Source organism: Pseudomonas sp. TE3899, assembly GCF_056279105.1.
In genome coordinates, this window is sequence record NZ_JBWBQR010000001.1 from 144893 (window position 1) to 170532 (window position 25640).

General features: G+C 60.5%; 24 protein-coding genes and 1 pseudogene. 18 read left to right on the top strand and 7 right to left on the bottom strand.

What is annotated here, in order from left to right; genetic code table 11:
- Window positions 1-19: 19 nt before the first annotated feature.
- From ACZ89E_RS00725 to ACZ89E_RS00740, 4 genes are all read left to right on the top strand, one after another.
- On the top strand, window positions 20-640 hold the full coding sequence (locus ACZ89E_RS00725; RefSeq protein WP_149660019.1) for a 2-dehydro-3-deoxy-6-phosphogalactonate aldolase: 621 nt from the start codon (window positions 20-22) through the stop codon (window positions 638-640).
- Window positions 641-687: 47 nt separating this feature from the next.
- A complete protein-coding gene (gene dgoD, locus ACZ89E_RS00730) occupies window positions 688-1836 on the top strand; it encodes a galactonate dehydratase (protein ID WP_090186690.1) in 1149 nt (382 codons plus the stop codon).
- A gap of 166 nt (window positions 1837-2002) precedes the next feature.
- Complete coding sequence (locus tag ACZ89E_RS00735; protein ID WP_149660020.1) at window positions 2003-3313, top strand: MFS transporter; 1311 nt, start codon at window positions 2003-2005, stop codon at window positions 3311-3313.
- Between the two features lie 60 nt (window positions 3314-3373).
- On the top strand, window positions 3374-4177 hold the full coding sequence (locus tag ACZ89E_RS00740; RefSeq protein ID WP_476254642.1) for an IclR family transcriptional regulator: 804 nt from the start codon (window positions 3374-3376) through the stop codon (window positions 4175-4177).
- Here the strand turns inward: ACZ89E_RS00740 and ACZ89E_RS00745 are convergent, their stop codons facing one another.
- Window positions 4178-5230, bottom strand: a complete 1053-nt coding sequence (locus tag ACZ89E_RS00745; RefSeq protein WP_476254643.1) for an NAD(P)-dependent alcohol dehydrogenase — start codon at window positions 5228-5230, stop codon at window positions 4178-4180. It lies immediately after the preceding gene.
- Between the two features lie 180 nt (window positions 5231-5410).
- On the opposite strand from ACZ89E_RS00745, the pseudogene ACZ89E_RS00750 reads away from it, so the two are divergent.
- A pseudogene (locus ACZ89E_RS00750) lies at window positions 5411-6302 on the top strand (AraC family transcriptional regulator).
- A gap of 185 nt (window positions 6303-6487) precedes the next feature.
- Here ACZ89E_RS00750 and ACZ89E_RS00755 read toward each other — a convergent pair.
- Entirely contained in the window at window positions 6488-8152 is a 1665-nt protein-coding gene (locus ACZ89E_RS00755) for an electron transfer flavoprotein-ubiquinone oxidoreductase (RefSeq protein ID WP_476254644.1), read from the bottom strand.
- A gap of 547 nt (window positions 8153-8699) precedes the next feature.
- On the opposite strand from ACZ89E_RS00755, the gene ACZ89E_RS00760 reads away from it, so the two are divergent.
- From ACZ89E_RS00760 to ACZ89E_RS00805, 10 genes are all read left to right on the top strand, one after another.
- Window positions 8700-9449 (top strand): electron transfer flavoprotein subunit beta/FixA family protein, encoded by a 750-nt coding sequence (locus tag ACZ89E_RS00760; RefSeq protein WP_123406900.1) that lies wholly within the window; start codon window positions 8700-8702, stop codon window positions 9447-9449.
- Entirely contained in the window at window positions 9450-10379 is a 930-nt protein-coding gene (locus ACZ89E_RS00765; protein ID WP_149660025.1) for an electron transfer flavoprotein subunit alpha/FixB family protein, read from the top strand.
- Window positions 10380-10459: 80 nt separating this feature from the next.
- Complete coding sequence (locus ACZ89E_RS00770; protein WP_149660026.1) at window positions 10460-11293, top strand: substrate-binding periplasmic protein; 834 nt, start codon at window positions 10460-10462, stop codon at window positions 11291-11293.
- 9 nt (window positions 11294-11302) lie between these two features.
- The gene (locus tag ACZ89E_RS00775) at window positions 11303-11659 is read left to right on the top strand and encodes a DUF4398 domain-containing protein (protein ID WP_149660027.1); all 357 of its coding nucleotides are present in this window, start codon (window positions 11303-11305) and stop codon (window positions 11657-11659) included.
- Window positions 11656-12468, top strand: a complete 813-nt coding sequence (locus ACZ89E_RS00780) for an OmpA family protein (RefSeq protein ID WP_149660028.1) — start codon at window positions 11656-11658, stop codon at window positions 12466-12468. The genes ACZ89E_RS00775 and ACZ89E_RS00780 overlap by 4 nt, the downstream gene beginning before the upstream one ends.
- A 200-nt stretch (window positions 12469-12668) precedes the next feature.
- Entirely contained in the window at window positions 12669-14108 is a 1440-nt protein-coding gene (locus ACZ89E_RS00785) for an aminotransferase-like domain-containing protein (RefSeq protein WP_149660030.1), read from the top strand.
- A 90-nt stretch (window positions 14109-14198) separates the two neighbouring features.
- Window positions 14199-14678 carry a translation initiation factor 2 gene (locus tag ACZ89E_RS00790; RefSeq protein WP_476254645.1) on the top strand — a complete coding sequence of 160 codons (480 nt, stop codon included), beginning with the start codon at window positions 14199-14201 and terminating at the stop codon, window positions 14676-14678.
- Window positions 14679-14844: 166 nt separating this feature from the next.
- A complete protein-coding gene (locus tag ACZ89E_RS00795) occupies window positions 14845-15099 on the top strand; it encodes a YkgJ family cysteine cluster protein (RefSeq protein ID WP_149660032.1) in 255 nt (84 codons plus the stop codon).
- A 40-nt stretch (window positions 15100-15139) separates the two neighbouring features.
- A complete protein-coding gene (locus ACZ89E_RS00800) occupies window positions 15140-15745 on the top strand; it encodes an START domain-containing protein (RefSeq protein ID WP_463258142.1) in 606 nt (201 codons plus the stop codon).
- A 284-nt stretch (window positions 15746-16029) separates the two neighbouring features.
- Window positions 16030-18123 carry an LTA synthase family protein gene (locus tag ACZ89E_RS00805; protein ID WP_149660034.1) on the top strand — a complete coding sequence of 698 codons (2094 nt, stop codon included), beginning with the start codon at window positions 16030-16032 and terminating at the stop codon, window positions 18121-18123.
- A gap of 63 nt (window positions 18124-18186) precedes the next feature.
- On the opposite strand, the gene ACZ89E_RS00810 is transcribed toward ACZ89E_RS00805, so the two are convergent.
- Window positions 18187-18345, bottom strand: a complete 159-nt coding sequence (locus ACZ89E_RS00810) for a DUF3309 family protein (protein WP_178129173.1) — start codon at window positions 18343-18345, stop codon at window positions 18187-18189.
- A 390-nt stretch (window positions 18346-18735) separates the two neighbouring features.
- Here ACZ89E_RS00810 and ACZ89E_RS00815 point away from each other — a divergent pair, with 390 nt between their 5' ends.
- The 3 genes from ACZ89E_RS00815 to csrA all read left to right on the top strand — a co-directional run bounded on the left by ACZ89E_RS00815 (window position 18736) and on the right by csrA (window position 20287).
- Window positions 18736-19551: an SDR family oxidoreductase gene (locus ACZ89E_RS00815; RefSeq protein ID WP_476254646.1), complete on the top strand. Its 816-nt coding sequence runs from the start codon at window positions 18736-18738 to the stop codon at window positions 19549-19551.
- A 64-nt stretch (window positions 19552-19615) separates the two neighbouring features.
- Complete coding sequence (locus tag ACZ89E_RS00820; RefSeq protein WP_133838341.1) at window positions 19616-19948, top strand: YnfA family protein; 333 nt, start codon at window positions 19616-19618, stop codon at window positions 19946-19948.
- Window positions 19949-20101: 153 nt separating this feature from the next.
- A complete protein-coding gene (csrA, locus tag ACZ89E_RS00825) occupies window positions 20102-20287 on the top strand; it encodes a carbon storage regulator CsrA (protein WP_133838340.1) in 186 nt (61 codons plus the stop codon).
- A gap of 4 nt (window positions 20288-20291) precedes the next feature.
- Here the strand turns inward: csrA and ACZ89E_RS00830 are convergent, their stop codons facing one another.
- The 4 genes from ACZ89E_RS00830 to ACZ89E_RS00845 form a co-directional block, all read right to left on the bottom strand.
- Entirely contained in the window at window positions 20292-20519 is a 228-nt protein-coding gene (locus ACZ89E_RS00830) for a YheU family protein (protein WP_010461751.1), read from the bottom strand.
- 203 nt (window positions 20520-20722) lie between these two features.
- Window positions 20723-21913, bottom strand: coding sequence for an osmoprotectant NAGGN system M42 family peptidase (locus ACZ89E_RS00835; protein ID WP_266017837.1), 1191 nt, complete (start codon window positions 21911-21913; stop codon window positions 20723-20725).
- 141 nt (window positions 21914-22054) lie between these two features.
- Window positions 22055-23800 carry an N-acetylglutaminylglutamine synthetase gene (ngg, locus tag ACZ89E_RS00840; RefSeq protein WP_476254647.1) on the bottom strand — a complete coding sequence of 582 codons (1746 nt, stop codon included), beginning with the start codon at window positions 23798-23800 and terminating at the stop codon, window positions 22055-22057.
- A gap of 3 nt (window positions 23801-23803) precedes the next feature.
- Entirely contained in the window at window positions 23804-25576 is a 1773-nt protein-coding gene (locus ACZ89E_RS00845) for an N-acetylglutaminylglutamine amidotransferase (protein WP_133838414.1), read from the bottom strand.
- Window positions 25577-25640: the final 64 nt, after the last annotated feature.

Genomic DNA, 25640 nt, shown 5'->3' on the forward strand with positions numbered 1-25640 from the left:
ACCTGACTGGAGGTCTGACATGCTCAAGCAAGCCCTGGCGCAAAACGGCCTGATCGCGATCCTGCGCGGCCTGCGTCCTACAGAGGCTGCGGCCATCGGCGAAGTCCTGTACAGCGCCGGATTTCGCGTCATCGAAGTGCCGCTTAATTCCCCGGAGCCGTACGACAGTATCCGCATCCTGCGCAGTACTTTGCCCGCCGATTGCCTGATCGGCGCGGGCACGGTGCTGACGCCGGAACAGGTCGAACAGGTGAAAGCAGCGGGCGGGCAGGTGATCGTCATGCCGCACAGCGATCCCAAGGTCTTGCGTGCGGCGAAGGCCGCGGGGTTGTACCTGTCGCCGGGCGTGGCGACGCCAACCGAAGCGTTCGCCGCGTTGGCCGAAGGCGCGGATGTGCTGAAGATGTTTCCCGCCGAGCAGATGGGGCCCGCGGTGGTGAAAGCCTGGCTCGCGGTGTTGCCCGCCGGAACCATTCTGGCGCCGGTCGGTGGCATCACACCGGACAACATGCAGGTGTTTATCGACGCGGGCGTCAAAGGTTTCGGCCTCGGTTCCGGGTTGTTCAAACCGGGCATGACCCCCGAGCAAGTGGCGGCCAATGCCAAGGCTTACGTCACTGCCTGGAAAGCCCTGAGCTAAGAATTTTTGGCGCTGTGAGCGCTGCATCTAACAAGAGAGACAATGAGATGAAAATCACCAAACTCACCACCTTCATCGTCCCGCCGCGCTGGTGCTTCCTCAAGATTGAAACCGACGAAGGCGTAACCGGCTGGGGTGAACCCGTGGTCGAAGGCCGCGCCCATACGGTCGCCGCTGCCGTTGAAGAATTGTCCGACTACCTGATCGGCAAAGACCCACGCAATATCGAAGACATCTGGACCGTGCTCTATCGCGGCGGCTTCTATCGGGGCGGCGCGATCCACATGAGCGCCCTGGCCGGCATCGACCAGGCGTTGTGGGACATCAAGGGCAAGGCCCTGGGCGTGTCGGTCAGCGATTTGCTCGGCGGCCAGGTGCGGGACAAGATTCGCGTGTATTCGTGGATCGGCGGCGATCGCCCGGCGGACACCGCTCGCGCGGCGAAAGAAGCGGTCGAGCGTGGCTTCACCGCGGTGAAAATGAACGGCACCGAAGAGCTGCAATTCCTCGATTCCTTCGAGAAAGTCGACCTGGCCCTGGCCAACGTCGCGGCCGTGCGTGACGCGGTCGGGCCGAACGTCGGCATCGGCGTCGACTTCCATGGCCGGGTGCACAAGCCCATGGCCAAGGTACTGATGAAGGAACTCGACCCGTACAAACTGATGTTTATCGAAGAGCCGGTGCTCAGCGAAAACTACGAAGCGCTGAAGGAACTGGCACCGTTGACCAGCACGCCGATTGCCCTCGGTGAGCGCCTGTTCTCCCGTTGGGATTTCAAACGGGTGCTCAGCGAAGGTTACGTCGACATCATCCAGCCTGATGCGTCCCACGCCGGTGGCATCACCGAAACCCGCAAGATCGCGAACATGGCCGAAGCCTACGACGTGGCGCTGGCGCTGCATTGCCCGCTGGGTCCGATTGCGCTGGCGGCGTGCCTGCAACTGGACGCGGTTTGCTACAACGCGTTCATCCAGGAACAGAGCCTGGGCATCCACTACAACGAGAGCAACGACCTGCTGGATTACGTCAAGGATCCGCGGGTGTTCGATTACGACAAAGGCTTCGTGAAGATTCCGAATGGTCCGGGGCTGGGGATCGAGATCAACGAGGAATATGTGATCGAACGCGCGGCGGTCGGGCATCGCTGGCGCAACCCGATCTGGCGCCATGCCGATGGCAGTTTTGCCGAGTGGTGATACCCACTCGGTGATCGTTCCCACGCTCGGCGTGGGAATGCCGCCATGGACGCTCCGCGTCCGCTGTTCACGCTGTGACGCAGAGCGTCACGGGCTGCATTCCCACGCAGAGCGTGGGAACGATCACAACTTACGCCCTCAATAAACATAAGAAGAGGCATCCCTCATGCAACCGCAAACCCTCACCGGGCAGGCGTCGTTGGTGACGCCCAGCCGCAAGCGTTTTTTCATCATGGTGCTGCTGTTTATCACCGTGGTGATCAACTACCTCGACCGCAGCAACCTGTCGATTGCCGCCCCGGCGCTGACCAGTGAACTGGGGATCGACCCGATCCACGTCGGCCTGATTTTCTCCGCGTTCGGCTGGACCTACGCCGCGATGCAGATCCCCGGCGGCTGGCTGGTGGATCGCGTGCCACCACGCATCCTCTACAGCGTCGCACTGCTGTTGTGGTCGATCGCCACGGTGATGCTCGGTTTCGCCGCCAGCTTCATCGCGCTGTTCGTGCTGCGCATGGCCGTCGGCGCATTGGAAGCCCCGGCCTATCCGATCAACAGCCGCGTAGTCACCACCTGGTTCCCCGAGCGCGAACGCGCCACCGCCATCGGCTTCTACACCTCCGGGCAGTTTGTCGGGTTGGCGTTCCTGACGCCGGTTCTGGCCTGGCTGCAGCATGAGTTTGGCTGGCACATGGTGTTCGTCAGCACCGGTGTCGTCGGCATTATTTGGGCGGTGATTTGGTACGCGGTGTATCGCGAGCCACGGGATTTCAAGGGCGCCAACGAAGCGGAAATCGACTTGATCCGCGAGGGCGGCGGGTTGGTGGATATCCAGGCGGACACCGCCAAGGCCAAGGCCAAATTCAGTTGGACCGACCTCGGAATCGTCCTGAGCAAACGCAAGCTCTGGGGCATTTACCTCGGCCAGTTCTGCCTCAACTCGACGCTGTGGTTTTTCCTGACCTGGTTCCCGACCTACCTGGTGAAATATCGCGGCATGGACTTCATCAAGTCCGGTTTGCTCGCATCGTTGCCGTTTCTCGCGGCGTTCGTCGGTGTGCTGTGTTCCGGGTTCTTTTCCGATTTCCTGATCCGTCGCGGCTACACCGTTGGCTTCGCGCGCAAGCTGCCGATCATTGGAGGCCTGCTGATTTCCACCTCGATCATCGGCGCCAACTTCGTCGAGTCGACGCCGCTGGTGATCGCCTTCCTCGCGTTGGCGTTCTTCGGTAACGGGCTCGCCTCGATCACCTGGTCGCTGGTGTCAACGTTGGCCCCGGCACGGTTGCTCGGGTTGACCGGCGGGGTGTTCAATTTCATCGGCAACCTGTCGGCGATTACCACACCGATCGTCATCGGTTTCCTCGCTACCGGCGATTCGTTTGCCCCGGCCATTACTTACATCGCGGTGCTGGCGCTGATCGGTGCATTGTCCTACGTGCTGCTGGTGGGCAAGGTCGAGCGTATCGAGTTGTAGTGGCAGCCGTCGGGCGACCATAATGCCGCCCGTTCCCTCGCTCAACGGTAAAGGCTAGATATGCAGGAAGACGCCCCAAAAATCGCCAAGGACGCCGCGCCGACCGGCACCCAGACACTGCTTCGCGGCCTGGGTGTGGTTCAGGCCGTGGCCAGTGGCGCCCGGGATCTCAAGGAAATCGCCCGGCTGATCGGCACCACGCGCAGCACCACCCATCGACTGGCCAGTTGCCTAGTGGACGAGCGTTACCTGCGGGTGGTGCCGCAAGTCGGCTATTTGCTGGGGCCGAAGTTGATCGAGTTGGGGTTCCAGGCGCGGGAAGAGTTGCCACTGGTGACCCTGGCCGGGCCATATCTGGATGAGTTGTCGGCGCTGACCGGCGACACCATTCACCTGGCTATTCGTGAGGGCGACGAGGTGCTGTACCTGCACAAGAATCCGGGGCGCAATGGCCCGGAAATGCGTTCGCGGGTCGGCCATCGCATGCCGTTGGCGCGCACCGGGATCGGCAAGGCGCTGATGCTCGATGACACCCAGGAAGACTGGAAGCGGCTGTACGAAGTGAGCCTGCCGGCCGGTGGGAAAAGTCAGTTCTGGCCGCAGCACCCGGAGCAGTCCTGGGAGCAGTTTCAGCAGCGCATGGTCGAGTATGTGGCGGGGGGGTACGCGTTTGATCTGGAAGATAACGAACCGTCGATCCGTTGTGTCGCGGCGCCGATTCGAGATGCCAGCAGGCGCATCGTCGCCGGTATCAGCATCGCCAGCACCGTGCCGTATATGCCACTGGAAAAAATGGCCGAGCTGATCCCCCTGATCAAAGGGGTCACGGCCCGGCTCTCTGCCGAACTCGGCGCTAAGGTCTGATCAGACCTTCAGCGTCGCCATGTCGATCACGAAGCGGTACTTCACGTCACCGGCAATCATGCGGGTGAACGCTTCGTTGATCTGATGGATGTCGAGCATTTCGATGTCGCAGGTGATGTTGTGCTCGGCGCAGAAATCCAGCACTTCCTGGGTTTCGGCAACGCCACCGATCAGCGAACCGGCCAGCACGCGGCGGCTCATCACCAGTTTGCCGGCGTGGACCGGTGGATCAACCGGCTCGATCAAACCCACCAGAATATGCACGCCGTCGAAGCGCAGGGTGTCGAGGTAGGGGTTGAGGTCGTGCTGCACCGGAATGGTGTCCAGCAGGAAGTCGAAATGCCCGGCGGCGGCCTTCATCTGTTCGGCATCGGTGGACACGATCACGTGGTCCGCGCCCTGGCGCCGCGCTTCTTCAGCCTTGCTCGCCGAGCGGGTGAACAACGTCACTTCCGCGCCCATGGCCTTGGCGAATTTGATGCCCATGTGGCCGAGGCCGCCCATGCCGAGGATCCCGACCTTGTCGCCAGCCTTAACACCGTAGTGCTTGAGCGGCGAGTAGGTGGTGATGCCGGCGCAGAGGATCGGCGCGGCGCTGGCCAGGTCGAGTTTTTCCGGGATGCGCACCACGAAGTGCTCGCTGACCACGATGCTGTCGGAGTAACCGCCCATGGTGTTGCTGCCATCGACCCGGTCCGGGGTGGCGTAGGTCATGGTCGGACCTTCGAGGCAGTATTGCTCGAGGTTGGCCTGGCAGGCTTCGCAGCTGCGGCAGGAATCGACCATGCAGCCGACGCCGACCAGATCGCCGACTTTGTGCTTGGTCACGTTCGCACCGATGGCAGTAACTTTGCCGACGATCTCATGGCCGGGCATCAGCGGGTAAACGGCAATGCCCCACTCGTTGCGGGCCTGATGGATGTCGGAATGGCAGACGCCGCAGTACAGAATGTCGATCGCAACGTCGTCGGCCCGCGGGCTGCGGCGTTCGAATTTCACAGGGGCGAGGGGAGTGGTGGCCGACTGGGCGGCGTATCCGATAGCGGTGTACATGAGAAACCTCGCAAAAGCAGTGACAGGTGAGGTGGGCCATTCTGGGGACCGAACCGGGTGTCGGCCATGGCGATTCCTCCGGGTGTCATGCCTAATCCTCCGGCATGCGCCTCGGATCGGTCGCATTGGCCACCAGACCTGCGATGATGCTTTCATCCCGATTTCCATGAAGTTTTCCCCATGTTGTTGACTCGTCATTTAGATGCCAATGCCACGCTGGTTTCACTGCTCCAGCCGCTGACCACCCGCGACGGTTTCGCCCCCACGGCGTTGCCGGGTGTGCAGGTGTTGCGCGCCAGTTGCGATGTGGCCCGTGGTCCGCAGATCTATGAGCCGAGCCTGGTGATCATTGTCCAGGGCAGCAAATTGCGCGTACCTGGGGCCGCGAACCCTGGAATATGGCGCCGGGCATTATCTGATCCAGGCGTTGCCGGTGCCGTTCGAGTGCGAAACCTTTGCCGCGCCGGAGGGGCCGATGCTGGGGATTTCCATCGCCATCGACCGGATCCTGCTTGGTGAATTGGTGCTGGCCATGGGGCTGGTGTCGGGGCGCAGTATTGCGGCGCAGACGCTGGAATCCATGACCTCGACAGTGCTCGATGACGGCATGCGCGGTTGCGTGGAGCGGCTGCTGCGCTGCCTGCACGATCCGCTGGAATGCCAGATCATGGGCCAGGCGCGGGTGCGTGAATTATTGTTCGTGGCCTTGCGCGGTCCCCAGGCCGATGTGTTGCGGGCGTTGGTGGAACAGCAAGGGCAGTTCGCGCGGATTGCCGCGTCGCTCAACCATTTACACGGGCATTTCACCGAGCCGTTGAATGTCGAGACGCTGGCCAGTTGCGCGAACATGAGCGCGTCGACCTTTCATGAGCATTTCAAGCGCAGCACGTTGTTGTCGCCGGTGCAGTATCTGAAGCGTTTGCGCTTGCTCAAGGCGCAGCAGTTGTTGCTGGCTGAAGGGTTGGGCGTGGCGCAGGTGGCGCATCGGGTGGGGTATCAGAGCACGTCGCAGTTCAGTCGTGAGTACAAGCGCTACTTTGAGCGTAATCCGGGGGATGAGCGCGCTGCCTGAAACACCGACAATCTTTTGTAGGAGCAAAGCTTGCTCGCGATAGCGGTCTGTCATTCGGCATTGTCGTTGCCTGGCATACCGCTATCGCGAGCAAGCTTTGCTCCTACATTTGGGTTGTGGTGATTCCTGAATCGTAGGCAACAAAAAGGCCCCCATTCGGGAGCCTCGATGTTCAGGCGTGCGGCTTACATGTTCGGGTAAGTCGGGCCGCCGGAGCCTTCCGGCGCCACCCAGGTGATGTTCTGTGCAGGGTCCTTGATGTCGCAGGTCTTGCAGTGAACGCAGTTCTGGGCGTTGATCTGGAAGCGCTTCTCGCCGTCTTCCTTGGTCACCACTTCGTACACGCCGGCCGGGCAGTAGCGCTGGGCAGGCTCATCGTACAGCGGCAGGTTCTTGCTGATCGGGATGCTCGGGTCGGTCAGCTTCAGGTGGCACGGCTGTTCTTCTTCGTGGTTGGTACCGGAGATGAACACCGAGCTGAGTTTGTCGAAGCTGAGCTTGCCGTCGGGTTTCGGGTAGTCGATCTTCTTGCAGTCCGCCGCGAGCTTCAGGCACGCGTAATCCGGCTTGGTGTCGTGCAGGGTGAACGGCAGTTTGCCGCCGAAGATGTTCTGGTCCAGCCAGTTGAAACCGCCGCCGACGATGGCGCCGAACTTGTGAATCGCCGGGCCGAAGTTGCGGCTGGCGAACAGTTCGTCGTAGAGCCAGCTCTTCTTGAACGCTTCGACGTAAGTGGTCAGCTCTTCGGTGCCGTCCTTCTCGGCGAACAACGCCTCGGCTACGGATTCTGCGGCGAGCATGCCGGACTTCATCGCTGTGTGGCTGCCTTTGATCTTGGCGAAGTTCAGGGTGCCGAGGTCGCAACCGATCAGCGCGCCGCCCTTGAACACCATTTTCGGCAGCGAGTTCAGGCCACCCTTGCAGATCGCCCGAGCGCCGTAGCTGATGCGCTTGCCGCCTTCCAGGTACTGCTTGAGCACCGGGTGATGCTTGAGGCGCTGGAACTCGTCGAACGGCGACAGGTAAGTGTTGCTGTAGGACAGATCGACGATCAGACCGACTACGACCTGGTTGTTTTCCAGGTGATAGAGGAACGAGCCACCGGTGTTCTCGGTGCCCATGATGTCCAGCGGCCAACCGGCGGTGTGGACCACCAGGCCTGGCTGATGCTTGGCCGGGTCGATTTCCCAGATTTCTTTCAGGCCGATGCCGTAGTGCTGGGCGTCGGCATCGCTGTCGAGGTTGAAGCGCTTGATCAGTTGCTTGCCGATGTGGCCACGGCAACCTTCGGCGAACAGCGTGTACTTGCCACGCAGCTCCATGCCTGGGGTGTACAGGCCTTCTTTCGGATGGCCTTCGCGGTCAACGCCCAGATCGCCGGTGATGATCCCGCGTACCACGCCGTTCTCGTCGAACAGCGCTTCCTGGGCGGCGAAGCCCGGGTAGATTTCCACGCCCAGGTTCTCGGCCTGCTGGGCGAGCCAGCGGCACAGGTTGCCCAGGGAGATGATGTAGTTGCCTTCGTTGTGCATGGTCTTGGGCACAAAGAGGTCGGGGATTTTCTGCGCGCTTTCAGCGTTCTTGAGAACGAAGATGTCATCGCGGGTGACCGGCGTGTTCAGCGGGGCGCCGAGTTCTTTCCAGTCCGGGAACAGTTCGTTCAGGGCGCGTGGTTCAAACACGGCACCAGACAGGATGTGAGCACCGACTTCGGAGCCTTTTTCGACCACGCAGACGCTGATTTCCTTACCGGCTTCGGCGGCCTTCTGCTTCAAGCGGCAGGCGGCGGAAAGACCAGCGGGGCCGGCACCGACGATGACCACGTCGAATTCCATGTATTCGCGTTCCACAGGTTATCTCCTACTCAAGGCTCAACAGTTTTTTTTCTAATATTGGAGGTTTGGTGTCGCATCCATGAATCCCGGCGCAAGGCCGGAAGAGGACAATCGATGAACCACCTTTCTCTCTGGGTGGCGCATTATATCTACACCACTCCTAGCGTCCAATACAAACGTTTGTTTGAATTGGCTCAAAGCCAGAGAAATCCAAGTCACGCGGCTTATGACTGGCCATTTTGCCGTATTGACCGGAATAGGTGTTCCGGTCAAGATACGGGCGGTTTTGCGCTCGCCGTAGGCTGACTGTTGGTTTCAAGAGCACCTCTAAAGACAGGGCGATGGCAGTACAAGGTGATGCGTAGCGAGGATTCGGCGCGCAGTTTACACGCCGCGGTAATGAATGACTCATCGGTCACCACTGACGAACGGTCATCAGCAACGCGAGCCGTGTCACCCCGTTCAGATGCCAGCGTTTTTAGAGGTGCCCTTGCGCCCACGAGCATCAACCGCCAGGTTCGCCTAGGCGACTTTCTTTTCACCGGAGAGTAACGAGGAATCCATGAAGGTTCTTGTAGCTGTCAAACGCGTTGTGGATTACAACGTCAAGGTTCGCGTCAAGGCGGACAATTCCGGCGTCGACCTCGCTAACGTGAAGATGTCGATGAACCCATTCTGCGAGATCGCAGTGGAAGAAGCCGTACGCCTGAAAGAGAAAGGTGTTGCGACTGAAATCGTCGTCGTCTCGATCGGCCCGTCCACCGCTCAAGAGCAACTGCGCACCGCGCTGGCTCTGGGTGCCGACCGCGCCATCCTCGTCGAATCCGCTGAAGATCTGACTTCCCTGGCCGTTGCCAAACTGTTGAAGGCTGTCGTCGACAAGGAACAGCCTCAGCTGGTGATCCTTGGCAAACAAGCTATCGACAGCGACAACAACCAGACTGGCCAGATGCTCGCTGCATTGAGCGGCTACGGTCAGGGCACCTTCGCTTCGAAAGTCGAAGTCACTGGCGACACCGTTGCCGTGACCCGCGAAATCGACGGCGGCGCGCAGACGGTTTCCCTGAAACTGCCGGCCATCGTCACCACCGACCTGCGTTTGAACGAGCCGCGTTACGCGTCCCTGCCAAACATCATGAAAGCCAAGAAGAAGCCTCTCGAAGTGCTGACTCCGGACGCTTTGGGCGTATCCACCGCCTCCACCAACAAGACCGTGAAAGTCGAAGCGCCGGCTGCACGCAGCGCGGGTATCAAGGTCAAGTCGGTGGCTGAACTGGTCGAGAAACTGAAAAACGAAGCGAAGGTAATCTAAATGACTATCTTGGTTATTGCTGAACACGACAACAAAGTGCTGGCCCCGGCCACGCTGAACACCGTGGCTGCTGCTGTCAAAATCGGCGGCGACATCCACGTGCTGGTTGCAGGTCAGGGCGCTGGCGCCGTGGCTGAAGCCGCTGCGAAAATCGCCGGCGTGGCGAAAGTGCTGGTGGCCGACAACGCCGCCTACGCTCACCAACTGCCGGAAAACGTTGCTCCTCTGGTTGCAGAGTTGGGTAAAAGCTACAGCCACATCCTGGCTGCCGCGACGTCCAACGGCAAAAACATCCTGCCGCGCGTTGCTGCGCAGCTGGACGTTGACCAGATCTCCGAGATCATCTCGGTTGAAAGCGCTGACACCTTCAAGCGTCCGATCTACGCCGGTAACGCCATCGCTACCGTTCAATCGAATGCTGCGGTCAAAGTGATCACCGTGCGCGCCACCGGTTTCGACCCGGTTGCCGCTGAAGGTGGTTCGGCTGCTGTGGAAGCGGTTGCCGCTGCCCACGACGCTGGTACTTCGAGCTTCGTTGGCGAAGAACTGGCCAAGTCCGATCGTCCGGAACTGACCGCTGCCAAGATCGTCGTTTCCGGCGGTCGCGGCATGCAGAACGGCGACAACTTCAAACACCTGTACGCCCTGGCCGACAAGCTGGGCGCTGCCGTCGGTGCTTCCCGTGCCGCGGTCGACGCAGGTTTCGTACCCAACGACATGCAGGTCGGTCAGACCGGCAAGATCGTTGCTCCACAGCTGTACATCGCCGTCGGTATCTCCGGCGCGATCCAGCACCTGGCTGGCATGAAAGACTCCAAAGTGATCGTTGCGATCAACAAGGACGAAGAAGCGCCGATCTTCCAGGTGGCCGATTATGGCCTGGTGGCAGACCTGTTCGAAGCAATCCCTGAGTTCGAGAAGCTGGTCTAATCCAGCGGCCTGACTTATAAAGAGCCCGACCTTTTGGTCGGGCTTTTTTTTGTTCCGGATTTGAATGGGAGAGTGTTGCCATGGATTTGCGCCGCGTAGGTGGCTGGTCATTGCTGCTGGGGCTGACGCTGTTGCCAGGGCTCGCGAGCGCCGCTGGCAAATGCGAGCGCCTGGTGGTCACCGGCAGCCCGGATGCACCGCCGTACCTGTGGCAAGACCCGCAGAACCCCAAGCACCTGATCGGCGCCAGTGCCGATTTGTTGCAGCACGTGGCGGGGGAGCTGGGTATCAAGATCGAGATGCTTTACGCCGGCAAACGTGCCCAGGCCCTGGATGAAGTGCGCAGCGGGCGCATGGACATGCTGGCGGACGCGCCGTTGACGCTCAGCGAGCTGGAAACCCTGGATTACATCCATCCGCCGTTGCTGGAAAACGACTATCTGGTCTGGACCCGTAAAGACTCGACGCTGCCCTACAGCGAAGCCAAAGACCTGCACGGGCACACCGGCGCTGTGTCGGAAAAGTCTCGAATGACCCGGGAATTTGGCACTTTCGCCGAGCAGCAATTGACCCTCAGCCGTACACCAAACCTGACCCAGGCCTTTCAGAAATTGCTGCTGGGCGAGGTGGAATATGTACTCGCCGGGCGCTACTCGGGCATGGCGGCCGCGCAGGCATTGGGCATGGGCAACGACCTGCAAGCCTATCCGCAACCGGTCGACAGACCCGGCCTGTTCCTCGCGGTTTCCCATAACTCCGCCTGCAACGATCCGTGGTTGCGCGGACAGCTGGCCAAAAAGATGACAGAATTGCCCGCGTCCGGACTGACGGAAGCCGTGCTGCAACGCAACATCGAGCGCTGGAAAGCCCAGCAGCAACTGCAGCAACACCCCGCCAGTACCCCAAAACAGTAGGGATTTTTAGTGAGTATTCGACCTCTTTTCGCTGCCCTGGCCGTTCTGGCTCTGGCGGGTTGTGCAGCCGATCCTGCGCCGAATGAACAAATACGCCTGACCGAGCAGGCCCTCGTCCAAGCCAAGGCCGTTGGCGCCACCGCTGACGAAGTGCCTGAGCTGAAGCTGGCAGAAGACAAATTCTCCCGCGCCCAAGGTGACATGACCGACCAGTCCTACAAGCACGCCCGCATGCGCGCCGAACAGGCTGAACTGGATGCGCGTCTGGCCGAAGCCCGGGTCCTGACCCTCAAGAGCCAGGAGCAGTTGAACGTACTCAATACCCGCATCACTCGCCTGCGCAAGCAACTGGGAGATGCCCAATGAGCCTCAAGACCAAAGCACTCGGCGGTTTGCTCCTCGCAGGCTGCGTCAGCCTGTATGGCTGCGCCGGCCAGCACAGTGAGTCGGCGCTGCAAGAAGCCAGCGCCGACTTCCAGAAGGTCAAGGAAGATTCCAACGTGCTGCGCATTGCGCCGAAGGATGTGATCCGCGCCGGTGAGTCCCTGGCCCGGGCCGATCGTTTGTCCAGCTACTGGGGCAGCGGCTCGGATGTGGTGCATTACGCGTACCTGAGCCAGCGCTACAGCGAAATTGCCCGGGAACACACCAATCAGGTGCTCAACGAGGAGCAGGCGGCCAAGCTCGAACTGGAGCGCCAGCGCCTGCAACTGGCCCTGCGCGAGTCCAAGTTGCTCAGCGTGCAACAACAGGGCAAGTGGCTTGAAGAGCAGATCGTTGCACTGGCCACCACCCAGACCGATCGCGGACTGGTGATGACCCTGGGCGACGTACTGTTCGATACCGGTGAGGCGGAGTTGAAGAACTCGGCGAACCGTGTCGTGCTGAAAATTGTGCAGTTCCTGCAACTCAACCCGAAACGCGTGGTGCGGATCGAGGGCTACACCGACAGCACCGGCGGCAAGCAGGACAACCTCAAACTGTCCCGCGACCGCGCGCAATCGGTGGCCGACGTGTTGATGGACCTGGGTATCGAAGACAAACGCATCCAGGTCGAAGGCTATGGCGATGAATACCCGGTGGACGTCAACGCCACTGAGCGTGGTCGCGCACAGAACCGTCGAGTGGAAATTGTGTTCTCCGACGAAAAAGGCCAGCTCGGCGCCGCCCGATAGGGCAGCGTCTCTGGAAAACCCGGCCTGCCCGTCAGCGCCGGGTTTTTTTACGCCTGCCAATCGCTTCACAAAGCAGTACAGATTTTGCTGACACTGCACTGTACGGTCGACTATTGTGGCAACTGTCCCCGTACACTTCTAAACTGTTCCGGTATTGTTTCACACAAGAATAAAATGCCCGTGAAATCGAGTGCTGCGTCATGACCAATCTCTTGCTCTACCAACGTATTGCTCAGCAACTGGCCGAGGACATCCGTCGTGGTGTCTATCAACCGGGGGAGCGCGTGCCTTCGGTGCGCAAGATGAGCTCGCAGCTCAACGTCAGCCATGCGACGGTGTTGCAGGCGTACGCCAACCTTGAGGACCAGGGCCTGATTCGCGCCCGGCCGCAGTCCGGTTACTACGTGCACCAGACTCCCGCCCTGACCGCGCCGACCCCGGACATTGCCCGGGTCGAACGGCCCGGCCTGGTCACCCGCAGCAGCATCATCCAGCAAGTGCTGGTGGAATCCCGCCGCGAAGGCGTGTTTCCGCTGGGTGCGGCGGTGCCGAGCGTCGACTATTTGCCGGTGCGGGCGCTGCATCAGCAATTGGCCAAGGTCACTCGCTTCCATAGCCCACGGGCCTTCAGCTACATGTTCAGCCCGGGTTTTGAACCGTTGCGCCGTCAGGTGGCGATTCGCATGCGCGATGCCGGCGTGGTGGTCGATCCGTCCGAAGTGGTGATTACCCACGGTTGCGTCGATGCCTTGCAGATGTCGCTTCGCGTATTGACCCGGCCGGGAGACCTGATCGCCGCCGAGTCGCCGACCTATTATGGGCTGCTGCAACTGGCCGACCTGCTCGGCCTCAAAGTCATCGAGATCCCCAGCGATCCCGCCACCGGCATGAGCCTCGAAGCGCTGCAACTGGCCGCCAACCAATGGTCGATCAAGGCGCTGGTGCTGACCACCCGCCTGAGCAATCCATTGGGCGGCACCATGCCCGAAGAGCGCCAGAAACAACTACTGCGCCTGGCCTCGGATTTCGACATCCAGATCGTCGAAGACGATATCTACGGTGAGCTGATGTTCGAGCAGGGTCGGACCAAAGCGCTCAAGGCCTACGACCGGCTCGACCGGGTGATCTATTGCTCGAGTTTCTCCAAGACCCTGTCGCCGGGCGTGCGGATCGGCTGGATGATCGCCGGTAAATACCAGCAGGAAATCCAGCGTCTGCAAACGTTCAGCACCCATTCGGCGTGTAGCGTCACGCAGATGGGCATCGCGGCGTACCTGGAAAACGGCGGCTACGACCGGCATTTACGTTTCATCCGTCAGGAGTACCGCAAAAACCTCAGCGCCTTCCAGTTGGCGGTGCAACAGTATTTCCCCGAAGGCACGCAGATGAGCCGGCCAACCGGTGGCTTTATTCTGTGGGTCAGTCTGCCGGGGCGGGTCAACACTCAGGAATTGCATGTGCGAGCCTTGCAGCAAGGCATCAGCATCGCCCCGGGCCTGATCTTCAGTAACACCGAGCAGTTCAATCACTGCATTCGGCTGAACTGTGGCACGCCCTGGAACCGTGAAGCCGAGCGGGCATTGATGACGCTGGGCATGCTGGCGACCCAGCTCTGCCAGGAGACGGCCAACGGTTTTTGACCCCACGGGCAGGTCATCTGCTGCCCGTGCTTGTCATGTCGCTCCCAACAGGCGAGCATATGGCCCTCTGCCGTTAGTGCCGTTGGGTCCATGAAAACGATTTTTTCTGCTGCCTGGCTGTCGATCTGCCTGTTGGTGACTGCGTTTCCGGTCGGTGTCATGGCCGCTGCCGCCCAGGGTAAACCGGCTGCCAGTAGTGCCCAGGTAACTCCGAAGAAACCGGTTGTGACCAAAAAAGCGACGCCTGCTAAAAAGAAGGCCGCACCGATCAAAAAACGTCCCCCCATTGCCTCCAAATCCAAATCGGCCAGTGAAGTGGTCAAGACCACTCAACTGCCACCGGCCACGCTCGACTTGAGCTTGCCCAAGCAAATGGTCGAAGAGCTCAAGCCCAAAGGGACTGTGCCATTGCCCAAACACGATGGGGTATTGCCACAAATGTTCGGTGACAAGACCAGTGACTTCCAACTCAACGGCCGTCTGCTGAGCAACGAAATGCAGCTGCAACTGCGCAACGAAGAGCGTCGTGATGTTGAAGGCGCGGCGCTGGAATTCGAGTTCAAGCGTTAAATTATTCCCATCGGTGAGCCGCGGGCCAGACACTTCGTCGGAGACTGGTCGGTCACGTTCGCTTGAGCACAAAAACTGCGGGCCAGGTAATTTTAAACAGTCGTTTTAGCGGGTACTCTGTGCCACGTCCCTTTTACACATTGCCCGTCGCGAGGTGTTTGTCGTCATGAAATGCCGTGAAGGCTGTGGCGCCTGCTGTATTGCCCCTTCCATCAGTTCACCGATTCCCGGCATGCCGCAAGGCAAACCTGCCGGAGAACGTTGCGTGCAACTGTCTGTCGAAAACCTGTGCAATATTTTCGGCCAGGCCGAACGTCCGGCTGTCTGCTCGGCGTTCGAAGCCGATGCCGAGGTCTGCGGAAACAGCAGTGAAGAAGCCATCCGGCTGCTTGGCTGGTGGGAGCAAATGACGGCGGCGTGATGTGTTCAAGAATGGAACTTCAACAATAAGGAATAAGACTATGGGTTCGCTGCATCGTATGGCTGTGCTGTGTGGTTTGACGGTTGTGCTGGCCACCACGGCCGCTCACGCTGAAGACTGGAAAGTCGCCAAAAACGAAGACGGCATCAAGGTGTCCCTGAGTGAAGTGGCGGGTTCCGATTACAAGGCCTACCAGGGCGTCACCCTGATGAAGACGACCATCGCCAAGTTGCGCGCGTTGCAGGAAGACGTGGCGGGCGCCTGCTCGTGGATTCATGAGTGCAAAGCCCAGAAGCTGCTCAAACACGAAGGCGATCAGAGCTGGACCTACACTCAGTTCAACACCCCTTGGCCCGTCACTCCGCGTGATTCGGTACTGCACGTCACCACGGTCGAAGGCGCCGACGGCAGCCTGACCCGCAAACTCGAAGGCGTACCGAAATACATTCCTGAGGAAAAAGGCTTCGTCCGGGTCGCCAAAGTCGACGGCTTCTGGAAGTTCGTACCCAAGGGTGACCAGGTCGAAGTGACCTACCAGGTGCACACTGAGCCGGGTGGCAGCGTGCCGTCGATGGTGGCCAACAAGTTCGTGGTCGACGCACCGTTCAACACCCTGAAAGCCCTGAAAGAACGCGCCGAGAAGTAACCGCGCCGCTCTTTCGATAACGCCCCGACTGGTTCGGGGCGTTTTTCGTTGGGGGGAATACAGCGGCTTTATTGTGTTTCCGGATATGCGTTGTACGAAATTTTCACAAAGTGTCCAAGACAATTCGCCCGCGCCAACATTGCGGACAGTAATCAATGGCAATGCCGCGAGTGATCGTGCAACATTTGCGCTCCGCGCAAGCCCCGGGGCCAAGTAGTGGCCAACAGAGGGCAGGGCGCAGCTGTATTTTTGCAACTTCAACTTCCAATGGGTCCTAAAACGACATGGCAAACCCGGACGCCCTGAATCAGCAGCGAGCTTCTAGTCGCCTGCTGCAACCGACCGTCAAATCGCATCTGGCCTACACGCTACTGTGTGCCCTGGTCATGATGGTCATGTTCAGCCTGCTGCGCGTTGCGCTGCTGGTTTACAACCGCGCGATGATCCTCGACACACCGGCTTCGACTTTCCTCGAAGCGTTCGCCAACGGCCTGCGTTTCGACCTGCGCCTGGTGGTCTACCTCATTATTCCGTTGCTGCTGGCCTTGTTCAGCGCCCGGGCCATGGCGGCCCGCGGGTTCTTCCGCCTCTGGCTGACCATTGCTTCAAGCATCGCGCTGTTCCTCGGCCTGATGGAGATGGACTTCTACCGTGAATTCCACCAGCGCCTCAACGGCCTGGTCTTCCAGTATGTGAAGGAAGACCCGAAAACCGTGATGAGCATGCTCTGGTACGGTTTCCCGGTGGTTCGCTATCTGCTGGCCTGGGCCGTGGGCACCTTGATCCTGACCCTGGCATTCAAGGGCGCCGACCGCGCCACCCGTCCTCGCGGCCCGTTCAGCGGTGGCAGCATCGGCACGCGCCAGATCGCCCCGTGGTATGCGCGCATCGCGGTGTTCGTGGTGTGCCTGCTGGTGTGCGTGGTCGCCGCCCGTGGCACCCTGCGTCAAGGCCCGCCCCTGCGTTGGGGTGACGTCTACACCACCGACTCCAACTTCGCCAACCAGTTGGGCCTCAACGGCACGCTGTCGCTGATTGCCGCCGGCAAGGCGCGGATGTCCGAAGAGCGCGACAACATCTGGAAAGCCACGCTGCCACAGCCTCTGGCCCAGCAGACCGTGCGCGACATGTTGCTGACGCCGAGTGACAAACTGGTCGATGCCGACATCGCGGCAGTGCGCCGCAACTACACGCCGGACGCCAACAAGACCCTGCCGATCAAGAACGTCGTGGTCATCCTGATGGAAAGCTTCGCCGGTCACTCGGTGGGCGCCCTGGGTCGTCCGGGCAACATCACGCCCGCCTTCGACAAGTTGTCGAAAGAAGGCCTGTTGTTCGATCGCTTTTTCTCCAACGGCACCCATACCCACCAGGGCATGTTCGCCACCATGGCCTGCTTCCCGAACCTGCCGGGTTTCGAATACCTGATGCAGACCCCGGAAGGCAGCCACAAACTGTCCGGCCTGCCGCAACTGCTCAGTACCCGTAACTATGACGATGTGTACGTCTACAACGGCGACTTCGCCTGGGACAACCAGTCGGGCTTCTTCAGCAACCAGGGCATGACCAACTTCATCGGGCGTAATGACTTCGTCAACCCGGTGTTCTCCGACCCGACCTGGGGCGTGTCCGACCAGGACATGTTCAACCGTGGCCTGGAAGAACTGAAGGCACGCGATGGCAAGGACAAAAAACCGTTCTATGCCTTGCTGCAAACCCTGTCCAACCACACGCCGTACGCCTTGCCGACACCCTTGCCGGTCGAACGCGTGACCGATCGCGGCAGCCTGAACGAACACTTGACCGCCATGCGCTACTCCGACTGGGCGCTGGGTCAGTTCTTCGAGAAGGCGCGTAAAGAGCCTTACTTCAATGAAACCCTGTTCGTGGTGGTGGGCGACCATGGTTTCGGCGACGAGCAGCAAATCACTGAAATGGACCTGGGCCGCTTCAACGTGCCGATGCTGATGATCGCGCCGGGCATCCAGGAAAAATTCGGTCAGCGTGACCACACCGTGGGCACTCAGATCGACATCGTGCCGACCATCATGGGCCGCGTCGGTGGCGATGTAATTCACCAGTGCTGGGGCCGCGACCTGCTGAACCTGCCGGAAGGCGATAAAGGTTTCGGCGTGATCAAGCCTTCGGGCAGCGATCAGACCGTCGCATTGCTGACCGCCGACCGTGTGCTGGTGCTGCCAAAAGAGATGCCGCCGAAGCTGTATCAGTACGAATTGGGCGCTAACCCGAAAGGGGTGGTGATTCCAGAGTCGGCTGACGAAGCGGCACTCAAGCAGAAACTTGAGTCGTTCCTGCAAACCGCGACCAAGAGCCTGCTGGATAACACCGCCGGCGTGGTGAACGGCAAGCCGGACTAACGTTTGACGCAATAAAAAAGAGGCCCTTTTTCAAGGGCCTCTTTTTTTGGTCGGGTTAAATCTTTATATCTTGCCGAGCAAGAGCAGAATCAACAGCACTACCAACACGACGCCGAGGATACCCGATGGCCCATAACCCCAACTTCTTGAGTGCGGGAAGACTGGCAAACCACCGACCAGCAGCAGGATCAGGATAACGATAAGAATTGTGCCCATGTCTATTTCCTTGTTGGAAGTGTTCTGAATGACCTAACGTTTTAACTATCAGCCGGAATGCGATAAATCCGAACTGCTTAACAACTCCGACTTGTGCAACTGAAAGAAAATTCAAAGTTTTTTAATGTTTTTTGGAAAGAAGGTTTATTTCTTTTTTGCGTTTTGTTGTTAGTTGGTCAGTTAAACCGTGTCATCGTTTTTCGCGGGCAAGCCTTGCTCCTACGGGGAACGCGGCGCTCTTCTTGTAGGAGCAAGGCTTGCCCGCGAAGGCCGCGACTCGGTTTCACGCCATGCCCCGGTTTGCGCAGACCATTCAGCAATCTGATGGAGCGTGGGTCGGGCAATATCCTTCGCTACACTCGGCGCATCTTCCCCAGAACAACAAGGCTGTTTGCTATGCAAAATCGCATGATGATCACTGGCGCAGGCTCAGGCCTGGGTCGCGAAATCGCGCTGCGTTGGGCCCGCGAAGGCTGGCAACTGGCCTTGTCGGATGTCAGCGAGCCCGGCTTGCAAGAAACGTTGAAACGGGTTCGCGAAGCCGGCGGCGACGGTTTTATCCAGCGTTGCGATGTGCGTGATTACAGCCAGCTGACGGCGTTTGCCCAGGCTTGCGAAGAGCGGCTCGGTGGCATCGATGTCATCGTCAACAATGCCGGGGTCGCCTCAGGTGGATTCTTCAGTGAGCTGTCCCTGGAAGACTGGGACTGGCAGATCGCGATCAACCTGATGGGCGTAGTCAAAGGCTGCAAGGCCTTCCTGCCGTTGTTGGAAAAGAGCAAAGGCAAGATCATCAACATCGCGTCGATGGCCGCGCTGATGCAGGGGCCGGCCATGAGCAATTACAACGTGGCCAAGGCCGGTGTGGTGGCGCTCTCTGAAAGCTTGCTGATCGAATTGGCCCAGCAGGAAGTCGGGGTCCACGTGGTCTGCCCGTCGTTCTTCCAGACCAACTTGCTGGATTCCTTCCGTGGCCCGACCCCGGCCATGAAAGCCCAGGTCGGCAAGTTGCTGGAAAGCTCACCGATCACCGCCACCGACATTGCCGACTACATCTACACGCAAGTGGCCGCCGGCGAATTCATGATCCTGCCCCACGAACAGGGACGCATGGCGTGGGCGCTCAAGCAGAAAAACCCGCAACTGCTCTACAACGATATGACCGTCATGGCCGACAAAATGCGCGCCAAGGCCAAACAAACCGCCGGCTGATCTTGCCCGCTGGCACCCGCGTCGTTAGGGTGGCCGCCATCGGTCATCCAAACGAGACGCCTGCATGCTCAATTACCTGTGGTTTTTTCTCGCCGCACTGTTCGAAATCGCCGGTTGCTTCGCCTTCTGGATGTGGTTGCGCCAGGGCAAAAGTGCCCTGTGGGTCATCCCGGCGCTGCTGAGCCTGACCCTGTTCGCCTTGCTGCTGACCCGGGTCGAAGCCACGTACGCCGGCCGCGCCTATGCCGCCTACGGTGGCATCTACATCATTGCGTCGATTGGCTGGCTGGCGGTGGTCGAGCGGATTCGTCCGCTGGGCTCGGACTGGATCGGCGTGGCGCTGTGCGTGATTGGCGCGTCTGTCATCCTTTTCGGCCCACGTTTCTCCGCGTCCTGAAGGATCGGTCCTTCATTTCACGGTGTTTGTAGGAGTTGTCTGAGGGTTGCGACGTCCTGGGCTGTAGGGCAGGACTGATTTGCCCGCAACGCATTGAAGCCCAAGTACGCGCGGGGCATCTTCAGGGTCCGGTAACTCTGAAGGACGAATGCCATGCTTGTACTCAGTCGCGTTGTAGGCGAGTTGATTTCCATCGGTGACAACATTTCCGTACGCATTCTGGCGGTCAACGGCGGCAGCGTGCGCTTCGGCGTCGAAGCCCCCCAAGACGTCAATGTGCATCGGGCCGAAGTCTACGAACGCATCCAGATCAAACGGGCGAAAAGCAAAGGACGCTAGGCGATCAGTCGAACAGATGCTTGGGCACGTCGTGCTTGAGCATCAACTGGCATTGCTCGCTGTCCGGGTCGAAAACGATCAGGGCCTGGCCCTTGGTCAGTGCCTGGCGAACGCGCAATACGCGGGTTTCCAGCGGCGTGTCGTCGCCATTATCGGTGCCGTCGCGGGTCACGAAATCCTCGATCAGGCGGGTCAGGGTGTCGACTTCAAGTTGGTCGTAAGGGATCAGCATAGGCACCTCGGCTAAAACAATGGCGCGATGCTACGGCGAATGAGGTTTTGCGGCTAGCCTGAGCTCTTCATTGCCTGATCTGACGCCATCGCGGGCAAGCCTTGCTCCTACAGGTTTTGTGTCGTGCCCGGATATCGAGGTCAACACAAGACCTGTAGGAGCAAGGCTTGCCCGCGAAGGCGTTTGTTCAAACACCGCAGGACTTAGCTGTCGTTGCGCTGCCCAACCAGACTATCCACCGACGGCACCCGCGTGTCGCTTTCCATCTGCGTGTCATGTTCGATCTGATGACTGAACCGGTCCAGTGAACCCTTGGCCGGCTGTGCGTCGCTGGCAAAAACCGGCGGGCTCAGGATATACGCGCCGAGCAAGCGACTGAGCGCCGCCAGGCTGTCGATGTGCGTCCGTTCATAGCCGTGGGTCGCGTCGCAACCAAACGCCAGCAGTGCGGTGCGGATGTCGTGCCCGGCGGTGACCGCCGAATGGGCGTCGCTGAAGTAATAGCGGAACAAGTCGCGGCGCACCGGCAATTCATTGTCACTGGCCAGCCGCAGCAGATGCCGCGACAGGTGATAGTCATACGGCCCGCCGGAATCCTGCATCGCCACGCTGACCGCGTGTTCGCTGGAATGCTGGCCCGGGGCAACCGGCGCAATGTCGATGCCGACGAATTCGCTGACATCCCACGGCAACGCGGCCGCCGCGCCACTGCCGGTTTCTTCGGTAATGGTGAACAGCGGATGACAATCGATCATCAGCTCTTCGCCGCTGTCGATGATGGCTTTCATCGCCGCCAACAGCGCGGCCACCCCGGCCTTGTCATCGAGGTGACGAGCGCTGATATGGCCGCTTTCGGTGAACTCCGGCAACGGGTCGAAAGCAACGAAATCACCGACGCTGATCCCCAGGGAATCGCAATCGGCGCGGGTGGCGCAGTAGGCATCCAGGCGCAACTCGACGTGATCCCAACTGATCGGCATCTCATCCACAGCGGTGTTGAACGCATGCCCGGAGGCCATCAACGGCAATACGCTGCCACGGATCACGCCGTTGTCGGTAAACAGGCTGACCCGGCTGCCCTCGGCAAACCGGCTGGACCAGCAGCCGACCGGGGCCAGGGTCAGGCGCCCGTTGTCCTTTATCGCGCGCACGGCTGCGCCGATGGTGTCCAAGTGCGCGGACACCGCGCGATCGGGGCTGTTCTTCTTGCCCTTGAGGGTGGCGCGAATGGTGCCGCGCCGGGTCATCTCGAACGGAATGCCCAGCTCTTCGAGCCGCTCGGCGACGTAACGCACGATGGTGTCGGTGAACCCGGTCGGGCTGGGAATGGCGAGCATCTCCAGCAGGACTTTTTGCAGGTAGTTGAGGTCCGGTTCGGGGATTTTGCTGGTCATGGAAACTCCTGATGAGGTGACGACTGATCGTTCCCACGCTCTGCGTGGGAATGCAGCCAGGGACGCTCTGCGTCCCAAGACGGACGCGGAGCGTCCGAGGAGTCATTCCCACGCAGAGCGTGGGAACGATCATGAAGGGGGTTAAACCGCCGGCTGACTATGGGGAAACAACAAATCCACAAACCGCTCCGCCGTCGGCTGCGGTTCATGATTCGCCAGCCCGGCGCGTTCATTGGCTTCGATAAACACATACTCCGGCTGGTCGGCCGCCGGCACCATCAGGTCGAGCCCGACCATCGGGATATCCAGCGCCCGCGCCGCACGCACGGCGGCGTCCACCAGGGTCGGATGCAGGATCGCGGTGACATCCTCCAGCACGCCACCGGTATGCAGATTCGCCGTGCGCCGTACGAACAGATGCTCACCCGCCGGCAGAATGCTGTTGTAGTCGTAACCCGCCGCTTGCAAGGTGCGCTGGGTTTCGTGGTCCAGCGGAATCTTGCTTTCGCCGCTGGTAGCCGCTTGCCTGCGTCGGCTCTGGGCTTCGATCAGCGCACCGATGGAATGCTGGCCGTCACCGACCACTTCCGCCGGCCGCCGAATCGCGGCGGCGACCACTTCAAAACCGATCACCACAATCCGCAGGTCCAGGCCTTCGTGGAAGCTTTCCAGCAACACCCGCGAATCAAACTTGCGCGCCGCTTCGATGGCTTGCTGAACCTCTTCAATGGTCTGCAAATCCACCGCCACGCCTTGACCCTGTTCGCCGTCCAGCGGCTTGACCACCACCCGTTCGTGCTCGTCGAGAAACGCCAGGTTGTCGTCGCCGTTGCCCGCCAGTTGCTGGGAGGGCAGGTTCAAACCGGCGGCTTTCAGCACCTTGTGGGTCAGGCTTTTGTCCTGACACAGGCTCATGCTGATAGCGCTGGTCAGGTCGCTCAGGGACTCGCGGCAACGCACCCGGCGCCCACCGTGGCTGAGGGTAAACATCCCGGCGTCGGCGTCATCCACCTGCACATCAATGCCGCGCCGATGGGCTTCCTCGACGATGATCCGCGCATAAGGATTGAACTCGGCCTCCGGCCCCGGCCCAAGGAACAGCGGCTGATTGATGCCGTTCTTGCGCTTGATCGCGAAGGTCGAGAGGTTACGAAAACCGAGCTTGGCGTACAGGCTTTTCGCCTGGCGGTTGTCGTGCAATACCGACAGGTCAAGGTAGCTCAGACCCCGGCTCATAAAGTGCTCGATCAAATGCCGCACCAGCACTTCACCGACACCGGGCCGCGAACAATGCGGGTCAACCGCCAGGCACCAGAGGCTGCTGCCGTTTTCCGGATCGTTGTAGGCCTTGTGGTGATTGAGGCCCATGACGCTGCCGATGATCGCGCCGCTGTCTTCATCTTCCGCCAGCCAATACACCGGGCCGCCCATATGACGCGGGGTCAGCAACGACGGGTCGATCGGCAACATGCCGCGCGCCTGATACAGCAGGTTGATCGCCAGCCAATCGGCGTCGCTCTGGGCCCGGCGAATGCGAAAGCCGCGAAACACCCGGGTCGACTGGCGGTAATCGCTGAACCACAGGCGCAAGGTGTCGGACGGATCGAGGAACAACTGCGCCGGTTCCAGCCCCAGCACTTGCTGGGGCGCGGCGACGTACAAGGCGATGTCGCGCTCGCCGGGCTGCTCGTTGAGCAACTCCTGGGCGATGCTCGCCGCGTCAGGGAACGTGTGGCCGATCAACAACCGGCCCCACCCGCAATGCACGGCAATCGGCGCGGCGTTCAATTCGCTGCCGTCTTCGGCCAGACGCGCCTGCAAGCGTTCGTAGGAAGGGGACTGACCGCGCAACAAGCGTTGGCTGTAAGCCGAGGCGTGGGGTTTCATCGATCAGAGTCCTTGTTCACTGAGCCACAGGTTCAGCGCCGCCAATTGCCACAGCTTGGAGCCGCGCAACGGGGTCAACTGGCCTTGGGGATCGGTCAGCAGGCGGTCGAGCATGGCCGGGTTGAACAGGCCGCGATCCTGGCTTGGATCGAGCAGCAGTTCGCGCACCCAGTTCAGCGTGTCACCCTGCAAATGCTTGAGGCCGGGCACCGGGAAGTAGCCCTTTTTACGGTCGATCACTTCGCTTGGGATGACCAGTCGCGCGGCTTCTTTCAACACTTGCTTGCCGCCGTCCGGCAGTTTGAATTTGCCCGGCACCCGGGCCGACAGTTCCACCAGGCGATAATCGAGAAACGGCGTACGCGCTTCCAGGCCCCAGGCCATGGTCATGTTGTCGACGCGTTTGACCGGGTCGTCCACCAGCATGATCGTGCTGTCCAGACGCAGGGCTTTGTCCACCGCTGCATCGGCGCCGGGTTGTGCGAAATGTTCCTTCACGAAGTCGCCAGCGGCGTCATTCGCGGTCAGCCATTTCGGCTGCACGGTGGCGGCGTAGTCCTCGTAGCTGCGGTCGAAGAACGCCTCCCGATACGCCGCGTACGGATCGGCCGCGCCGTCCACTTGCGGGTACCAGTGATAACCGGCGAACAACTCATCCGCGCCCTGGCCGCTTTGCACAACCTTGCAGTGCTTGGCCACTTCCCGGGACAACAGATAGAAGGCGATGCAGTCATGGCTGACCATCGGCTCGCTCATGGCGCGGAACGCCGCGGGCAGTTGCTCGATGATCTCGCTTTCCTGGATGCGCAGTTGATGGTGCTGCGTGTTGTAGTGCTTGGCGATCAGGTCCGAATACTGGAATTCGTCGCCTCGCTCGCCGCCGGCATCCTGGAAACCGATGGAAAAGGTCGAGAGGTTCTCGACACCCACTTCACGCAACAGACCGACCAGCATGCTCGAATCGACACCGCCCGACAGCAGCACGCCCACATCGACGGCGGCACGCTGACGGATGGCGACGGCATCGCGGGTGCTGTCGAGCACGCGGTCGCGCCAATCTTCCAGGGTCAGGTTCAGCTCATCGGCGTGGGGGCCGTAGGGCAGGGTCCACCAGGTTTTCTGCTCGGTGGTGCCATCCGCCTCGATGCGCATCCAGGTCGCGGGCGGCAGTTTCTCGATGCCGGCGATCAAGGTGCGCGGGGCCGGGACCACCGCGTGGAAATTCAGGTAATGGTTGAGCGCCACCGGGTCGAGCATCGGGCTGATATCGCCGCCCTTGAGCAGCGCCGGCAGAGCCGAGGCAAAGCGCAAGCGTTGGCCAGTACGCGACAGGTACAACGGCTTCACGCCGAGACGGTCACGGGCGATGAACAGGCGCTGGGCGTCACGTTCCCAAATCGCGAAAGCAAACATGCCGTTCAGCTTGGGCAGCAATGCTTCGCCCCAGGCGTGATAGCCCTTGAGCAGCACTTCGGTGTCGCCGCCGGAATAGAAGGCATAGCCAAGCGCTTCAAGCTCGGTGCGCAGTTCCGGGAAGTTGTAGATCGCGCCGTTGAAGGCCAGGGACAGGCCCAGTTGGTTGTCGATCATCGGCTGCGCCGAGCCGTCCGACAGGTCCATGATTTTCAGGCGACGATGGCCCAGGGCAATCGGCCCTTGGCTGTGAAAACCCCAGGCATCCGGGCCACGCGGGGCCAGGTGATGGGTGATTCGTTCAACGGCCGCGAGGTCCGCAGGTTGATGATCAAAGCGTAACTCGCCAGCTAATCCGCACATAAAGTCCTTACCGGTTTTTCCGTTGGGGAGGGTCATTCGAGTCCGCGCCAAAACGGCGGGTACT

Excerpts from the sequence above, each read along its gene's own strand:
- ACZ89E_RS00725 (WP_149660019.1), top strand. The coding sequence starts at position 20 with ATGCTCAAGCAAGCCCTGGCGCAAAACGGCCTGATCGCGATCCTGCGC.
- dgoD (WP_090186690.1), top strand. The coding sequence starts at position 688 with ATGAAAATCACCAAACTCACCACCTTCATCGTCCCGCCGCGCTGGTGC.
- ACZ89E_RS00735 (WP_149660020.1), top strand. The coding sequence starts at position 2,003 with ATGCAACCGCAAACCCTCACCGGGCAGGCGTCGTTGGTGACGCCCAGC.
- ACZ89E_RS00740 (WP_476254642.1), top strand. The coding sequence starts at position 3,374 with ATGCAGGAAGACGCCCCAAAAATCGCCAAGGACGCCGCGCCGACCGGC.
- ACZ89E_RS00745 (WP_476254643.1), bottom strand. The coding sequence starts at position 5,230 with ATGTACACCGCTATCGGATACGCCGCCCAGTCGGCCACCACTCCCCTC.
- ACZ89E_RS00760 (WP_123406900.1), top strand. The coding sequence starts at position 8,700 with ATGAAGGTTCTTGTAGCTGTCAAACGCGTTGTGGATTACAACGTCAAG.
- ACZ89E_RS00765 (WP_149660025.1), top strand. The coding sequence starts at position 9,450 with ATGACTATCTTGGTTATTGCTGAACACGACAACAAAGTGCTGGCCCCG.
- ACZ89E_RS00770 (WP_149660026.1), top strand. The coding sequence starts at position 10,460 with ATGGATTTGCGCCGCGTAGGTGGCTGGTCATTGCTGCTGGGGCTGACG.
- ACZ89E_RS00780 (WP_149660028.1), top strand. The coding sequence starts at position 11,656 with ATGAGCCTCAAGACCAAAGCACTCGGCGGTTTGCTCCTCGCAGGCTGC.
- ACZ89E_RS00785 (WP_149660030.1), top strand. The coding sequence starts at position 12,669 with ATGACCAATCTCTTGCTCTACCAACGTATTGCTCAGCAACTGGCCGAG.
- ACZ89E_RS00790 (WP_476254645.1), top strand. The coding sequence starts at position 14,199 with ATGAAAACGATTTTTTCTGCTGCCTGGCTGTCGATCTGCCTGTTGGTG.
- ACZ89E_RS00795 (WP_149660032.1), top strand. The coding sequence starts at position 14,845 with ATGAAATGCCGTGAAGGCTGTGGCGCCTGCTGTATTGCCCCTTCCATC.
- ACZ89E_RS00800 (WP_463258142.1), top strand. The coding sequence starts at position 15,140 with ATGGGTTCGCTGCATCGTATGGCTGTGCTGTGTGGTTTGACGGTTGTG.
- ACZ89E_RS00805 (WP_149660034.1), top strand. The coding sequence starts at position 16,030 with ATGGCAAACCCGGACGCCCTGAATCAGCAGCGAGCTTCTAGTCGCCTG.
- ACZ89E_RS00815 (WP_476254646.1), top strand. The coding sequence starts at position 18,736 with ATGCAAAATCGCATGATGATCACTGGCGCAGGCTCAGGCCTGGGTCGC.
- ACZ89E_RS00820 (WP_133838341.1), top strand. The coding sequence starts at position 19,616 with ATGCTCAATTACCTGTGGTTTTTTCTCGCCGCACTGTTCGAAATCGCC.
- csrA (WP_133838340.1), top strand. The coding sequence starts at position 20,102 with ATGCTTGTACTCAGTCGCGTTGTAGGCGAGTTGATTTCCATCGGTGAC.
- ACZ89E_RS00830 (WP_010461751.1), bottom strand. The coding sequence starts at position 20,519 with ATGCTGATCCCTTACGACCAACTTGAAGTCGACACCCTGACCCGCCTG.
- ACZ89E_RS00835 (WP_266017837.1), bottom strand. The coding sequence starts at position 21,913 with ATGACCAGCAAAATCCCCGAACCGGACCTCAACTACCTGCAAAAAGTC.
- ngg (WP_476254647.1), bottom strand. The coding sequence starts at position 23,800 with ATGAAACCCCACGCCTCGGCTTACAGCCAACGCTTGTTGCGCGGTCAG.
- ACZ89E_RS00845 (WP_133838414.1), bottom strand. The coding sequence starts at position 25,576 with ATGTGCGGATTAGCTGGCGAGTTACGCTTTGATCATCAACCTGCGGAC.